This is a genomic window from Cupriavidus sp. 8B (genome assembly GCF_054589115.1).
Window position 1 is genome coordinate 1 of record NZ_BAAILO010000258.1, and the last position, 15289, is coordinate 15289.

A 15289-nucleotide genomic window follows, 5' to 3' on the forward strand; every position below is an offset into this window, starting at 1 on the left:
CGAACCTTCGTGCGGATCATGGCATGCTGGGGTCTGGTTTCCGCCGGGATGGCTTTCGTTGTTGAACCTTGGCAACTGTATGGGATGCGTTTCCTGTTGGGTCTGTTCGAGGCCGGCTTCTTCCCTGGGATCGTGCTTTATCTGACCTACTGGTTCCCGTCAAGCGGGCGAGCTACCGCGACTTCGTGGATGTTCGCGGGCATTGCCGTTGCCGGCGTCGTGGGGGGAATCGTGTCTGGAACGATTATCGACCATACCAATGGGCTTTATGGTCTCAGAGGCTGGCAATGGATGTTCATACTGGAGGGAATTCCTGCGGTAGTACTTGGGATCATGGCCTACTGGATGATCGATGACGGTCCGCGCACCGCCGCGTGGCTGACACCGCAGGAGCGCGATACCTTGCTCACCAGGCTGAGCGAAGAGGACAAACTGAAGACCGAAGGTGCAGCGAATTCCATGAGGGATGTGCTGAGGGATGCGCGTGTGTATCTACTGGCTGCTGTCTATTTCTCGCTGGTCTGCGGAACGATGGCGATCAGCTTCTGGCTACCAGCCGCGATCAAGGGCGCCGGTGCGAAGACGATCTTCGAGGTCGGCTATCTCAGTGCGATTCCGTACGGAATCGGGACATTGGGAATCCTTTTGATTTCCAGACATTCGGACGCAAAGCAGGAGCGACGCTGGCACTATCTCGTCTGTACGGTCGGCGGCGGCATTGCGTTGTTCGTCCTGGCCTTCTGGACACACAGCCTGCCCGCTGCGCTGGTATTGCTTGCCATTGCCGTGACGTTCTCCTTCTCGGCCCTACCCATCTTTTGGGCAATTCCGCAACGCTACCTCTCTGGCGCTGGCGCCGCGGGGGGGATTGCCGTCATTAGCAGCCTGGGTCAGTTGGGGAGCTTCTTCAGTCCCACCATGATCGGCTGGATTAAGGCCACGACAGGCAGTCTCAACAATGGCCTGTTCGTCTTGGGCACGCTGATGATTCTGGGTGGTATTGGCCTGTTCCTGGCCATGGGCAACCTGGAGAAGACCGGTGCGAAGTCGGCCGGCCTGACTCCTGCTGCCGAAGTTTGAATGCCAAATCCGCGCGCACAAATGGGCGCGCCAGTCAGCAAGCCGGATGACGCATACCCCCATGTGTCCAGCAACGGCATGCCTATACGTTCACGCCTCTGCGTGACGGAACGACCGCGCTGGACTCAGTCCCTTGTATTCATCCAACCTGGAACAACAAACATGCGTATCCGAAATATCAACCGTATGGTCCACTCCCGGCGTCGAGCCATCCTGGGCCTGGCCGCCATGCCGCTGGTGGTCGCGAGCGCCTTCGCGCAAGTCTGGCCCATCAAGCCCATCAAGCTCATCGTGCCGTTCCCGCCGGGCGGTCCCACGGACACTGCGTCGCGCATCGTCGCGCAGAAGCTGGGCGAGGCGCTCAAACAGCCGGTGGTGGTGGAAAACCGCGCGGGCGCATCGGGCTCCATCGCCGCCGCTCAGGTGGCCAAGAGCGCGCCCGACGGCTACACGCTGATGATGCTGGCCATGCCCACGCTGTTAGCGCCGCATTTGTACAAGAAGGCGGGATACGACACGACCAAGGACTTCACGCCCGTTGCGACCATTTATGACCTGCCGATCGTGATGGTGGTCAACCCGACGGTGCTGCCCAACGTGACGGACCTGTCCAAGCTAATCGCGCAGGCCAAGGCCCAGCCTGGCAAGCTCAACTACACTAGTTCGGGCGCGGGCAGCTTCGGCCACCTGAGCATGGAACTGCTCAAGCAGATCGGCGGCTTCGGCATGCAGCACGTGCCCTACAAGGGCGGCGCGCCCGCGATCAGCGACACCATCGGTGGGCAGGTACCCGTGATGTACGCCGACCTCGTTGGCGCACTGCCGCACATCCAGGCAGGGAAGCTGCGTGCGATCGCGATCGGCTCGCCGCAGCGCGCGAGCATGCTGCCCGACCTCAAGACCATTGCCGAGCAGGGCTTCCCGGGTTACGACGCGGTGTCCTGGGGCGGCCTGCTGGCGCCGACGGGAACGCCCAAAGAGGTGGTGGACCGCATCTCCGGCGAGGTCGGCAAGATCCTGGCCGACAAGGATGCCCAGAACAAGCTGCTGAAGGCCGGTGCCATCGCCAACTTCCAGCCGCCGGCGCAGATGAGCCAGCGCATCGGCCAAGACTACGCCAAGTGGGGCAAGGTGATCCGCGACAAGGGCATCGCGGTCGAATAAGACGCTAATGTCGACGGCCGCCGGATCGCAACCATATTGACCTTTTCGATAACATATAGACGAGCTTTTCAAGGGGTTTCGCAGTACGATCATGTCCTTGGCGCGATCGGTGATGTAGAGGAAGCCGTCCTTGTAGCCCATGTCGGTCGCCGGTGCGGAAGAAGTCGTTGGCATCCAGCGTGTCGGTGCCGAGCGGCGGTAAGTTCAGGTAGCCGCTGATCATCACTGGCGATTTCACCCACATTTCACCGGATTGGACGGGGCCATGGTGGACCATGGTCGCGATATCATCCGCGAATGTCTGTTCTATGCTGCGAGGCCGACCTTCGAACGTCTCCTAAATGCCGCGGTAAACGACCGTAAATGGCCGAATTCAGCCGTCGGACCGATCCCTGAACTACGTCTTCGCCACACCCGCCACCTCGACGCTACAATCCTAAAATTCCGCCGGGCACTATCAAAAAGGGAGCCGCGACGGGCTCCCTTGCTTTCAATTTAGTACGGTTGATTCGTTACAGCGCGGCATCCTTGAGTTTCTTCAGCGGGCGAACCTTGACTTTGACAGTCGCGGGTTTTGCGGCGAACCACTGATCTTCGCCGGTGAACGGGTTTTTACCGAAGCGCTTCTTCGTAGCGGGAACCTGGGTGGCCACTACCTTGAACAGGCCTGGGAGGGTGAATTCGCCAGCCCCCTTCTTGTGCACGGCGCTGAGGATGGTCGTTTCCAGATGAGCGAGGACAGTCTTCACGGTCTTCGCATCCAGTTCGGTCTGCGCAACCAGGTGCGCCTGCAGGCTGGACTTGTTGAAGGTGTCTTTCAGCGGCTTGGCGGAGGATTTTGCAGTTGCCATGTGTAACGCACCTACTCGTTGTCAACATTTGAACTATCCATATTTATTAGATAGATTGGCTACCAATATTTCAAATATCGGAAAATAGAATGTTGATCTCAAAACTCTTGGAAGAGTATCTTCGCAACAAGATTCTGGCACCAGACACAGTGAAATCCTACAGGGAGAAGACTACCCACTTTATCCGAGAAGTAGGCGATATTGACGTGAAGGAATTGAGTGTTGATAACCTCATTGACTACAGAAACAACGTTCCGGCACCCGTTCGGGGACAGAGCTGGCGGCCAACGCCTTACGCCGGTCTACAACGCGGATTTTAATACGCGCTTTGGCAAGGTGCCGCCTAGCGACTTCGATGTGCACCGCGCGCTCCGCGGCGACGAGGACCTGGAACGGATCTTCTGCTGGCGCGAATGGTGCAAGGTCTCGACGAGCAGACCAAAGGGGACTTGTCGAATTCGTCTGAGTTCCGGGAAGCATGTCAGTAGCGGTCCCGTCATAAGCATCATTTACCGCCATAAGAATCTGGCCGCACGTGGAGGATCAGTGCTCCGCATATAAGGCCGAAGCCGAGGCGCGGTGCGACGAGCGCAACCAGCATGGCGCTAATAAAGCCCGCGAGAACAATCAGTGATCGGCGACTCGCCAACCGCCGAATGATTCCGGATGCCTGCGTGGCGCTAGCACGGGCTGCCAATACTTGGTTCTCAAAGACGATATAGGCAATTTCGATGCATACAAATAGACCTGCGTAAAGTACTACAGGGGACGAAGCGAGACCGGTGCGCGCAACCCATGCAGTCGCAAAGGGCAGGAACGAGACCATGAACAGATGAATGAAGTTAATCCATATCAACCCGAGTGTCGGAGAACTCACGAACCGCATGAGGTGATGGTGGTTGATCCAGATAATGGCGATTAACAGGTAGCTCACCGCATAACTAATGGCCCAGGGCCACAGAGGCCAGAGAGCCGAGAATGCCAAGTTATCCGGTGCCTTGAGTTCCAACACCATTAGGGTCGCGATCACCGCGAACACCGAGTCTGAAAATGCGGTCAGCCGATCCGCGGTCGTTTTTTCTTCACGCATTGCGCGCTCCATCGAGTGAGCAAGACTCCGTTCGAGCGGAATCCAAGAAGGCGAAATTTCGTCGGCCGGCTGGAACGAAGCTACGCTCGCCGAGTTCTTTAACTTCAGTGCCGCGAGCAACAGTGTGATGACGAACGGTGAATCCTCCTTCCGAGAATTCTCTCAACTGTTCCGGCTTGGTCACGGCGCTGACCCGTCATCGGCGGAGCCCCACTTTTGCAAAGTGTCACTGACTTGTCTGGCCGCCCCATCATTTCCATCATCTCTTTTGGATCAGCCCTGTTCTGGCGCCGGTGCGACCATATTGACTAGCCGCAGTAATCCTTCAAGACCATACACTTTTTGGTCAGGCGTCTGGCCCTCTCTTCGAAGATAGTGCCTGACGATTTATCCAGCGCGTCGGAAAATCGAACTAACGGGTGCCCGTGCATCCCCCACTCGACGACACGAGTATAGTCGCTCATCGACACACACCGAAAACCTGTTCCGAAACATGTACGCAAAAAGTGTCGTTTGTAGCGTGGAATCAATGCCTTAGTGCCATTTTCACCGCACATAACAGACGCGGAAACCGGCCGACACGTTCTAAGAGGCGGCAGCGCAGACCGGACCGCGCCAGTGACACCGCACGGCCGACACACGGTTACGGTCTATTCAGAGTATTTATGCTGACGCAGGAGTCAAGGTCGGCTGCACACATTCTCGCAGATAGCCGCACGGACGGAGCGCTTTCGCCGAGCTTGTCGTGCAGTCTGAAGGAGCGACTTCTTCGGCCAGGCCGTACCGAATGGCTGCTCTGCGTAGCTGCCCTGCATCGAGCTCGCCCGCGGCCAGTGCCAGGACTACTTCTTGTGCAAAGCTGTGGAGCGTTTGCAACTCCTCACCTATCAGGTTTTCGATGAAGATAAATAGACCATTGGATGTCCGTCGTACGCTCATCGTTTCCTGAGCCATGCGCTGCAGCAGGGACTCCGCGTCCTTCCAACTGAGGTGCAGATGCCGTTGGACAAGGACCACCGAGGCTGCCCGGTACGTCCGGACAAGCTCCAAGGCTCGTTCATACAGCGCGTCCTTAAGTACTGCAGTACTCATACCGATATCCGGGAAGTTCTCGTGTTGCTGCTACTACGCTGGTAAAGATCGCCTCTATTCCTTCTGGGGCGATACCTTCCCCGCTCGCGAAGTAAGTAACGGAAATGAGCTGTGCTGTGCCGTAGCATCCCAATCGATGCGTGGGACACCCTTCGGGCAATAGTGCGACCGCTTCTCGGCCCACCCGCGCCTCATACTCGCGATTGCCACGCCTCAGGAACTCGATGACACCTTCCGCTGTGCGTTTGCGCAGCCCGTGGGACTTCCGCAAGCGCTCGTAGGACACAAAGATTCGATGCGTGCTCCAGGGCAGCACGGCCTTGCCACTGGGCAACTGAAGTCATCGGATTCGATCATCTGCGATGACGATTCCGCGGGATACTCCGGTAGTGCCGTGTCTTCAACGCTTCGAGATCAGCCAAAATCCCGCTCTTGCGCGAGGATCCCACCGCTGCATGACGTGCATGCATGCGTTCGCCCTCCGTCCGTTCGACTCGGCAGGCGGGCCAGTTCTTGGTGAGTTGGGACCAGTAGGCGTTCCAGCCACATGTGGTCAAGGTGTTGAGACCAACCTGTAACCAGCCCCCCCGAGCGACGCCACCACGCGGATCGGCGCCGCTCATTGATGCCATGAGCCGATCAGGCACGCCGCGGAGCTTGGCTGAGCGCCAGTTGCCGGTAGACATCTTCCTTGAGGAGGTAGACCGATACAGCAAGCAGGACCACATCCTTCATCAGAAATGCAACTGGACCAACCATTGCAGGGAATCCCCCGGCTGAGTCCGCCCACCCGTCAGGCATGAAGGGAATAATCGTCACGGTTGCGACGAACGTGCCCACGGACCCAAGCGCACCAAGAATTCCAAGCTTCTTGTTCCAAAAGCCAGCGAGGATCAGGGCACAGAACGTCCATTCGGCGGCACCGAGAAAAAGGCTCGCGCCACGAACCCCGAAGACAGGGTACATCCACGAGATGAGGGGGCCGTTGCTGATATACGGAATCAGAACTTCGGCTTCATACTGGAACCACTTCTGGTATCCAAAGAAGAAGAACATAATTACCATCGATGCCCGAACAATATGGTAATCGGTATCCTTCTTAAGAAGAACCGATAGCTTGTTAAGAATAGAGTCCATTTTTTAAATTTCCTATATATTTAGACACTTCGCCAGGGCGGCATGCGTTTTGATGTCAAACGATACACTCCGACGAAGCTGCCATTTGTCTTTCCAGAGTTTCTGCAGAAGACACGCCGAATTTGCTTTGCATTGAGCCGTTGCCCAAAGACACCTCGTCCTAGGCACCGTCAGTGAACGGGCTGCGCGGCTCATGTACCGACCGCGCACCATCGGTAAACGGGTTACGTGGATCAGTAACAGACCGCGCACCATCGACATACGGATCGCGCTTATCCGTAACGCTGCGTCCGGCAGATGCGTGAGGGCCCCAGGTTCCTGAAATGCGGGCGTTCTTTTCGTAGGGGTAGTCGCCCTGCATTGCATGTGCGACGGTCGTCGCCGCGCCGAGCGCTAAGGCAATGGTATTTACAACAATCGTTTTGGTGAGCAGTTTCATGGTGAACGTTGAGTGCTATCGTTTTGACATCGCACATGCATGACTTGCTGCGCGCTGCCAATGCATGGGGAAGAACAAATCCATTGCGGTCGGCCGTCCGGCCAAATGTTTAATGACCGGCAAATGCGTTTGAGCCGTTCTGGTGGACCCACACACCTTTGGCGGCAGGGATGTCAGGGAGGAGGCTGACGAGTTCTACAACCGTGTTTCCCGGGCGGGCTGCGAAGGTCCAGGCCGCGGACGTGGATCCGAAGTCGAAGCGAACGGTTTCGCCCGCGTGTACCGAGACCGCCTGCGTTTGCGGAGTGATGCGAACTGTTCGCGCACCATCGCCGGAAGACGCAGGTTCGCCGAAAAGCTGCGCGACGGAGGACGTCTGCGGGCGTGCTGGTTCAACCGTTTGAGCAGCGAAGGTCGTTGCGCTTACCGCAGCCACCGCAGTGACCGCCATAAGACGTACTGCGTTGCCAAGAGGATTTTTGGTACCTCGAAAATGCCTGGTCATCATTGACTCCATAAAGGAGGTTGTTGGTGACCTGTACTGTATGTTCTGCGCGCGAGCTTGTTGAGGCCTAAGCGAATCAAAAGGCTGCTCAAAAGTATCAGGCGGTTCCTCTTTCGTTCCTTGGCGCCGGTGTTGTGCCCCCAAAAAGGCAAAGCCCGCCGAGGCGGGCTTTGCCAGACAAGTGTGTTGTCAGAATCGGTGGCGAATCCCGACCACGGCACCCAGTTGGCTTTGGCCAGCCACGGTCTGCTCTGCGGTGGTCGTCAGGGTGTTTGGTGCGCGGGTTAGCGATGGCCCGAAACCACCCAGGCCCAGGCTCGAACCATGTCGGTTCCAGACATACCCAAGTGACGTGTACAGATCGGTGCGTTTGGAGAACGCATAGGACGTCTGAAGCACGAAACTGAACGGATCGGCGGCCGTATTGCGCACATCGGTGTAGTACGCCGCCCCGGTCACCGAAAGATTTGAGGTGGGCTGGTACTGGAGCCCGAGCCAATAGAGATTGGTGCGAAGTTCACTCGTCTGGTAGTTGCCGTAGTACCAGCGGTAACCCGCGTAGACCTTGGCGGCACCAATCGTATAGATGCCGCTGATGGCCGCGCGTCGTTCGGTATTCCTGTCCAGGGCCAGCGTGCTGCCTCGCAATTCGTCGTAGACCAATCGCGACGTGAATGGACCGGAAGTGTAACCAACCGCACCGCTCATCTCACGACCGGCTTTCGACGCACCCGGAATCTCTCCGCCAGCGGTGCTGTCATGGCCCGTGCTGTAGAGCACCCCGTAATAAATAGCGCCGGTCACGCCTGTGAATTTAATGGAGTTGTCTGAACGACTCGACATCCAGCGGTCATGCGAGAGCAGCGAGTAACGCGTGGAAACGGACAATGGGTCGAACGGCGTGGAAAAGTCGTAAAGTAAGTTCTGGTGGCGGCCAAGACTCAGCGTGCCGTAGCGGTTGGTCAAGCCCACATAAGCTTGCCGACCGAACATGCGCCCACCCTGGTTGGCAAGCCCCGTGTCCGCATCGAAGCCGTTTTCGAGTTGAAACACGGCGGCAAGGCCATTGCCTAGATCTTCGCGGCCGCGGAGTCCCCAGCGCGAAGTCGACTGGTTACCTGCTGACATCCGCACCGCCGTGCCGCTGCCACCCCCAGACCTGGGCAGGTGGTCGATGTATTCAATGCCGTCGTCCACGACGCCATAGAGGGTAACGCTGCTTTGGGCTTGCGCCGCCACGGGCAATAGTGACATTGCCGCCAGGAAGGCTAGACGGTGATTCATTCCTTGATGTCCTTGTTATTTCAATTCCGCGCGTCATCGCACGGGCTCTTGCGTTCAGCCCGCGAAATATAAATGAACATGTGGAGGTAGTGCTGAGCAAAATTCACCGCAATGATTCAACTGCTTCAATGCAGGCCCTCTTGATTTCCGCTTGTTCGCCACAAACGGACGGAGAAAAATAATAACTTTGCCGTAAACGCGCGAAAAATGCCGCGCAAATGGAAAGATGATTTCCTTCTGACGCAAGAATTGCACAAGGGGCCGAAGCTCACATCCGGCGAAATGTGCCGCGATCTGCGGAGACTGATTGGATACTTATATATGTTTGCAGGCGTGATAGCGAAGCGGCGACTATGCTCCCCATCGAATAATTCTTTAAACCTGCAGGCAATCGGCGAGCACAGTCTTCCGTTTATCCGATACCCGCCGAAGAATGAACGCCCGTATGATGATTTCGCTAAGGTCTGCCTCCGCGATCACGAGCGCGCGCATGCCATCCGGTTCGGAAATTTGCGGACAGTACCGTACCGACGCATCCGGTCGATCTGCGATAACGTCAGGACTGGAAACCTCTGGTTTTTCCTATCGTCCCCGGATGGGCGGACAATCACCTGCAAAGGGATGGATATTCATCGTGGGTCTGGCCCGTTCACCTACGCCGTTGGCTCGTAGCCGGCTGCAGTCGACGCGTCCAAAGGAAGACCATCATCATCTGCCCGCTCATCCGAATGCGACGGCGCCCCGACAGATCGACGCCACTGGGCGGGCGTCATGCCCAGCAACTCTGTAAATGCTCGCCGGAATGCGGCGACCGATTGATATCCGACGGCTTCTGCAACCGCCTCCGTCTTCATCATGGGATTCTTTAGCGCGTTTGCCGCCAGACTCATGCGAACGGCGAGTAGCAAGTCATGGGCGGTGCGCCCGAAGCTGTGCTGGAACTGCCGCATGAACGTCGCGCGTGACATATTGCAGCGCTGTGCAAGCTCAGGCACCGTCCACGGAAACGCGGGCTCATTGAAGATCGCGGAAATGGCCGGCGCTAACCGCGGGTGCCCTGCCAAGCCGAGAAGACCGGTAGGGGGCTGGTCCGATTCGCTCGCCAGACGCATGCTCAGCGCAAACAACATCGTCGACAGCGCGTTAAGCATCGCATGCCCGCCCAGGCGAAATCCCTGGGATTCGCCCCGCATCAGTTCCATCAGGCTGGTGAGTCGCGCCCGCGTGCTGCCCGCCGGCTCAGATGCCGAGGCCCTCACCACAAGTGCTGTCGGCAGGAACTCGCGCGCCAGCCGGTCATGCGGCGGCGCGACAAAGAAGCGGCCGCAGAGCATGTCGAGCCGTTCCCCCTGGCCGTCATTCTCACTGACTGTCACGTTGACGTCGCTTCGCTCGCGTGAGGGCCCGGCCTGGCGGCCACTGCCGTCGTGGAGCGCGTGTGCCGAGCCGTGTGGCAATAGCACGATATCGCCCGCCTGAAGCACGACTGGCGCGGTGCTGGACGGCCCTTCGAGTATCGCCGAGCCGTTGAGCACGACATGGTATGGAATTTCGCCCGGTTGAGAGTCCTCGTAGACGATGCGCCATGGCGAGCCGTACGCACATCGGACGTCGAGCTGACCTGTGACAGTCATGATTTCGAGCAGTCTGCTCAGCCAGTCTTTAGAAGGGGACATGATTCCATGACGGTGACAGTGATACTTTCGAGCATTCTATTGAGCGCGTGAAGCCTCGGCAAGCTCATTTTGCGTACCTACACTAGAGCCTCACCTAACTGATCTCTTCAGGAGTCAATCATGAGCCGTATCACCGTACCAGCAATCGATTCTGCCGTTGGTGCCACCGCTGAAGTTTACGCACAGGTCAAGCGGGCGACCGGCGGTAGCGTCCCAAACCTTTTCGCAGCGCTCGGTCACATTGCGCCCGCCACGCTGAAGGCAGTACTGAACGCAGAAGGGGCTCTCGCAGCCGGCAGCCTTAGCAAGCAAGACCTGGAGACGATCAAGCTGCTAGTCAGCGAGCTGACCGGTTGCGATTACTGCGTTGCCGCACATGTCATGCTTGGCAAGATGGTCGGGCTGTCACCCGAAACGGTCCGCCGGATTCGTGCCGGCCAGTCGACCGGCGACGCGAAGCGTGACGCGCTGATTCAATTCGTTCGAACGATCCAGGAAACGAGCGGGACCATCAGCAATGAGGAATTCACCGCGATTCGCAGCGCGGGGTACACCGATGCGCAACTAGCGGACATCGCATTGACGATCGGCCTGACCGTGTTCACAAACACGTTCAATCGCGTCAACGACACGGACCTGGATTTCCCCCCCGCCAACTGACGTAGCAGCCGGGGAGGACGAGCCGCGATCTTCTCCGGCAAGCCGCAAATGATCATGACCCCTGCAATGTGCCGACCTGTGGAACAGCCATCCCGAGTCGTTGATGTTCTTGCGCGATCAAGGGCGATCAGGGTTGCCATGGGCGTGGCGGCTGGGTTGCTTGCGGCAGGATCAAGCGCGGCCCATGCCGTTTTTGCGCGCTATGGGATAGCGCATGGGATCCATCAACATTTACGCGGAATCGCACGGAGGGGGTCAATCGGCAGATTGTTGAATCTCACTTCGAAATGCAAGTGCGGCGCCGTAGCTCTTCCAGACTGGCCAACAGCCCCTATCAACTGCCCTGGCGATAAACGGGTCCCGATGTGCAGTCCCTTTGCAAGGGTAGACAAGTGGGCATACCAACTCGAATAGCCGGCAGCATGTTGCACGACGACATACCGACCATATCCGCGCTTGTCGACACCGAGAAAGGCGATTGTTCCCGCGTCAGCCGCGACCACAGGCGTTCCGTGACGAGCGGCCAAGTCCACGCCGGTGTGTACCCGAATGCCGCCGCTAACGGGATCAATACGGACACCAAAGGTGGAACTGATGCGGGTTTCACCTTTTATCGGTGGAGCAATCTCCACATCAGAGGCCCTGAGGTCGAGCACGTCCTCTCGAATATCGAAGGACGATGCGCTACGTGACATCCCTTCAGATGCGACCACCGACAACGGCAGTGCGGCAAACAACAGGAAGGCAACCTGCGGAAGCATCGCAGCAATGAGTCTCATATCTTGTCCCACCAGCAAAAGCTATTCACTCCGGGTGCACATGGATCGACATCCTACCGGAGCCCAATTATCCGATTAAGCCTTCGTTCTGAAAATTACCTTTCCATCAAATGGGGCACCAACCTCGCGAACGAATTCAACAAAGGGCTTGAGATTAAATATGGACAGACTGGAAGCAATGAAGGTATTAACTTCCGTTGTGGATGAAGGCAGTTTTTCCGAAGCGAGCCGTCGGCTAGGGATCCCTCTGACCACGATTAGCCGACGGGTATCCGAGCTTGAACGCTATCTCAACGCCCAACTCCTTTCCCGCTCAACTCGAACGCTGAGGCTGACGGACGTCGGGGCTGTTTACTATGCCTCGTGTAAAGAGGTTCTTTCCCGCATCGCAGAAGCCGAGAAGTCAGCGACGGAAGGGCATGGCATTGCGCGCGGTGCCATCGTTGTCACAGCCCCTTTGTTTTTGGTTCTTCAGACTTTCGTGTGGGTAGAAGGGGCTTTTGGATGTTTGCTGTTTCGCCAGACGGGCTTCCGCTCGAGGCGGTGCCGCACGGCGGGCTGCCCGCAAAGCCAAGCTGCAAGCGGATTTTCGTTACGGCACTACGCATACATGCATGATGCCGCTGTTGACTTGCTCGATTGGCGACCCACACGAAAGTCCGAAGGACCTTGTTTTTGGGACGCCTTCATGTCTTACCCATCGTAAGGGAGTTCACCGCGTGCTATCCGGATATTCATGTTCGCCTTGTCCTATCGGACAGAATACTGAGTCTGGTCGACGATCATATCGACGTCGCGGTGCGCGTCGGAAGGCTGCCAGACAGCAACATGGTCGCGACGCGAGTCGGAAGTGTGTACAGGGTCGTATGTGGAAGTCCGGCATATCTTGCCGCCCGTGGATGCCCTGTCATGCCCGGCGACTTGGCAATGCATGACTGCATCGATATGGAGTCTCTACCGTCCGGGCCTGCCTGGACATTCCGGTCGAACGGGACGCGCGCCGAGCGCGTGCCGGTTCGCCCACGGATATCGGTCAATACCGCAGATGCCGCGGTCGAAGCTGCAATTGGCGGGGCTGGCCTGGCGCACGTACTTTCCCATCAAGTCGCGAATGCTGTGGAGAAGCAAATGCTGAAGCTCGTATTGCGGGAATATGAGCTCCCAGCGATCCCCGTGAGCGTGATGTTTGCCGCACAGCCAACGCTTCCAGCACGGACCCGCGCCTTCGTCGATTTTTCGGTGCATCACCTGAGAACGCGCCTTCTCCAGGACGGAGACCGTATCCGCGGAGACGGCGTCAAGGCATCGCCGATCGTCAGATCCGCCCCGCGAACTTGATTTGAGGGTGCCGTCCCCGGTGCCCTGCATTGCGCCATGCGACCCATTCCCAGGGAATGACTGTTACGCCCTGCGGCCCCTTCTGCTCATTCGAAGTTGCGACGTTCGTCTTTTCACCGTCACTCACTTCTTGGAATGTGCCAACTTCTGCGCTCCACAAGCATTGGATCGCGTACATGTCAGAACTTAGCGGCAGAGATTGTTGAGTTTTGGCGATCGTCTTCTACTCTGCAGGCATTGCTCGGACTCGGAAGACGTGCATATCGCGCACGCCCGCCAAGCAAATGTCTCCACACCGGGACGCACGCAACAACGCTAGGGAGTGGATGCAGCCACCTAATTTGTCGCAAACGTCGCGCCAAGTCATACCCTATGGCGGACGCCGAATAGGCCTTCTGGTCGTCTAAAGAGCGGAACAATATGCCTTGCCTGCTATCCGTGAACGTTGGACTTCCGCGCGATATCGAGTGGAAGGGGCGAACTGTGCGCACCGGGATCTGGAAAGAACCGATGCTGGGTCGCTGTCGAGTCAACCGGTTGAATTTGGACGGAGACGGTCAAGGTGACCTCAATGGCCACGGCGGCGAGCAGCGTGCGGTGTTCATATATCAGATCGAGTCGTATCGCTACTGGCAGGAGCAATTGAAGCGGACCGACTTCGTCCATGGACAATTTGGAGAAAATTTCACGGTCCAAGGATTGGCCGACGATGCGGTATGCATCGGCGACCGTTACCGGATCGGCAGCGCAGTATTTGAGGTCACTCAGCCTCGCGTTACCTGTTATCGCGTCGGCATCCGCATGAACGAACCCAGAATGCCGGCGTTGCTGACCTCCAGCGGACGACCAGGGTTCTACTTCCGCGTCTTGGAGGAAGGTGAGGTAAGCGCCGGCGACGAAATCGTGAAGGTGGGAGAAGCGAAGGAGCGGATGACCGTCTCAGAGATTAACGCGCTCCTGTACTCGCCCATTCATCCGCGCGATCGACTCCAGCGCGCATTGCGCATCGAGTCGCTTTCGCCCGGATGGCGCTCGTCGTTTGAGGCGTTATTGCAGAGTCAATCGACTACCCCAGCGAGTGGTAACGCCGGCCTCGTGCCGACAGCCGCTGCGCATCCGGCTGCACCAGGATTTCGGCCGCTCGCGGTGGCGGGGATCGATCAGGAGTCCGCGGACGTCCTCTCGCTGACGATGCGGAGTCCAGACGGTCAAGCGCTGCGCGAGGCTCTGCCCGGGCAGTACGTGGTCTTGCGTCTTCAACGGACCGTCGGCGACCCGCCACTATATCGCAGCTATTCGCTCTCGGGCCCCCTCTCGATGGAGTGCTATCGAATCAGTGTGAAGATTGAGCCGAATGGCGCGGCCGGAACCTACCTGCGGGACCATGTCCGGATCGGGGATGCTCTCGATGTCAGCTCGCCTCGTGGAAGCTTCACTTTGCAACCAGGGAACCGGCCGGTTGTGCTGCTCAGCGCGGGAATCGGGGCGACACCTGTTCTGGCGATGCTGCACGCGCTGGCGGCTGCTCGGTCGACCCGGCAGGTTTTGTGGCTCCATGGGGCTCGCAATCGGCAGCAGCATCCTTTTGCCGCCGAAGTACACCGGCTCATGCTCTCGCTAGTGCACGGCCGCAGCTATGTTTGCTATAGCAGCCCAGGGGGGGGCGACAAGAGGGGTGAGGATTTCGACGCTACCGGTCACCTGTCGCGATCGGTCTTCGACGAGATCGGCGTCCCGCGTGGGGCGGATGTATATCTTTGCGGGCCGACTCGCTTCATGGCAGAGATGAAAGAGGCGCTCGCGGACCGAGGCGTGGAACCCGGGCAGATTTATGCTGAGATTTTCAACGGCGGTGAGTCGATGACGCCCGGTGTTCTGGACGTATCAACGCGACGTCCGCATCAGCCGAAGGACGATGCTGACACAGGCCCGCTGGTGTCGTTCGCGCGCAGTGGCATCGCCGCGCACTGGAAACCTTCAGCCTGTCAGAGCATTCTGGAACTAGCCGAGGCGTGTGACGTGCCCGTCCGATGGTCGTGCCGCACCGGCGTCTGTCACAACTGCGAGAGCGGATTGATCTCCGGGTCCGTCACCTACCATCCTGATCCACTCGATCTGCCTGCGGCGGGTAATGTCCTGATCTGCTGCGCCCGGCCGCAGGACGACGTGGTGATCGACATCTAGCGGCGTGGGC

15 protein-coding genes are annotated in these 15289 nt (G+C 58.2%); 6 read left to right on the forward strand and 9 right to left on the reverse strand.

What is annotated here, in order from left to right; all coding sequences use genetic code 11:
• Together ACYP5B_RS24995 and ACYP5B_RS25000 are read left to right on the forward strand one after the other, a co-directional pair.
• A partial coding sequence (locus ACYP5B_RS24995) for an MFS transporter (RefSeq protein ID WP_459571458.1) occupies positions 1 to 1080 on the forward strand: 1080 nt, incomplete at its 5' end.
• 186 nt (positions 1081 to 1266) lie between these two features.
• Positions 1267 to 2244 (forward strand): Bug family tripartite tricarboxylate transporter substrate binding protein, encoded by a 978-nt coding sequence (locus ACYP5B_RS25000; RefSeq protein ID WP_459571569.1) that lies wholly within the window; start codon positions 1267 to 1269, stop codon positions 2242 to 2244.
• A 512-nt stretch (positions 2245 to 2756) separates the two neighbouring features.
• Here ACYP5B_RS25000 and ACYP5B_RS25005 read toward each other — a convergent pair.
• The 8 genes from ACYP5B_RS25005 to ACYP5B_RS25040 all read right to left on the reverse strand — a co-directional run bounded on the left by ACYP5B_RS25005 (position 2757) and on the right by ACYP5B_RS25040 (position 10318).
• On the reverse strand, positions 2757 to 3095 hold the full coding sequence (locus tag ACYP5B_RS25005; RefSeq protein WP_400102737.1) for an HU family DNA-binding protein: 339 nt from the start codon (positions 3093 to 3095) through the stop codon (positions 2757 to 2759).
• 505 nt (positions 3096 to 3600) lie between these two features.
• Positions 3601 to 4185: a TMEM175 family protein gene (locus ACYP5B_RS25010; protein WP_459571459.1), complete on the reverse strand. Its 585-nt coding sequence runs from the start codon at positions 4183 to 4185 to the stop codon at positions 3601 to 3603.
• 663 nt (positions 4186 to 4848) lie between these two features.
• A complete protein-coding gene (locus ACYP5B_RS25015; RefSeq protein WP_459571460.1) occupies positions 4849 to 5277 on the reverse strand; it encodes a DNA translocase FtsK in 429 nt (142 codons plus the stop codon).
• A 639-nt stretch (positions 5278 to 5916) separates the two neighbouring features.
• Positions 5917 to 6414, reverse strand: a complete 498-nt coding sequence (locus ACYP5B_RS25020; protein ID WP_459571461.1) for a YkgB family protein — start codon at positions 6412 to 6414, stop codon at positions 5917 to 5919.
• A gap of 160 nt (positions 6415 to 6574) precedes the next feature.
• The gene (locus ACYP5B_RS25025; RefSeq protein WP_459571462.1) at positions 6575 to 6853 is read right to left on the reverse strand and encodes a hypothetical protein; all 279 of its coding nucleotides are present in this window, start codon (positions 6851 to 6853) and stop codon (positions 6575 to 6577) included.
• A 109-nt stretch (positions 6854 to 6962) separates the two neighbouring features.
• Positions 6963 to 7370: a CzcE family metal-binding protein gene (locus ACYP5B_RS25030; RefSeq protein ID WP_459571463.1), complete on the reverse strand. Its 408-nt coding sequence runs from the start codon at positions 7368 to 7370 to the stop codon at positions 6963 to 6965.
• A 177-nt stretch (positions 7371 to 7547) separates the two neighbouring features.
• On the reverse strand, positions 7548 to 8642 hold the full coding sequence (locus ACYP5B_RS25035) for a porin (RefSeq protein WP_459571464.1): 1095 nt from the start codon (positions 8640 to 8642) through the stop codon (positions 7548 to 7550).
• Between the two features lie 653 nt (positions 8643 to 9295).
• Positions 9296 to 10318: a cupin domain-containing protein gene (locus tag ACYP5B_RS25040; protein ID WP_459571465.1), complete on the reverse strand. Its 1023-nt coding sequence runs from the start codon at positions 10316 to 10318 to the stop codon at positions 9296 to 9298.
• A 120-nt stretch (positions 10319 to 10438) separates the two neighbouring features.
• On the opposite strand from ACYP5B_RS25040, the gene ACYP5B_RS25045 reads away from it, so the two are divergent.
• On the forward strand, positions 10439 to 10978 hold the full coding sequence (locus ACYP5B_RS25045; protein WP_400092705.1) for a carboxymuconolactone decarboxylase family protein: 540 nt from the start codon (positions 10439 to 10441) through the stop codon (positions 10976 to 10978).
• A gap of 224 nt (positions 10979 to 11202) precedes the next feature.
• On the opposite strand, the gene ACYP5B_RS25050 is transcribed toward ACYP5B_RS25045, so the two are convergent.
• A complete protein-coding gene (locus ACYP5B_RS25050) occupies positions 11203 to 11757 on the reverse strand; it encodes a M23 family metallopeptidase (protein WP_459571466.1) in 555 nt (184 codons plus the stop codon).
• Between the two features lie 160 nt (positions 11758 to 11917).
• Here ACYP5B_RS25050 and ACYP5B_RS25055 point away from each other — a divergent pair, with 160 nt between their 5' ends.
• The 3 genes from ACYP5B_RS25055 to ACYP5B_RS25065 all read left to right on the forward strand — a co-directional run bounded on the left by ACYP5B_RS25055 (position 11918) and on the right by ACYP5B_RS25065 (position 15279).
• Complete coding sequence (locus tag ACYP5B_RS25055) at positions 11918 to 12463, forward strand: LysR family transcriptional regulator (protein ID WP_459571467.1); 546 nt, start codon at positions 11918 to 11920, stop codon at positions 12461 to 12463.
• A complete protein-coding gene (locus tag ACYP5B_RS25060; protein WP_459571468.1) occupies positions 12433 to 13095 on the forward strand; it encodes a LysR substrate-binding domain-containing protein in 663 nt (220 codons plus the stop codon). Before ACYP5B_RS25055 ends, ACYP5B_RS25060 begins: the two co-directional genes overlap by 31 nt.
• A gap of 483 nt (positions 13096 to 13578) precedes the next feature.
• The gene (locus tag ACYP5B_RS25065; RefSeq protein WP_459571469.1) at positions 13579 to 15279 is read left to right on the forward strand and encodes an MOSC domain-containing protein; all 1701 of its coding nucleotides are present in this window, start codon (positions 13579 to 13581) and stop codon (positions 15277 to 15279) included.
• The last annotated feature ends 10 nt before the right edge of the window (positions 15280 to 15289 follow it).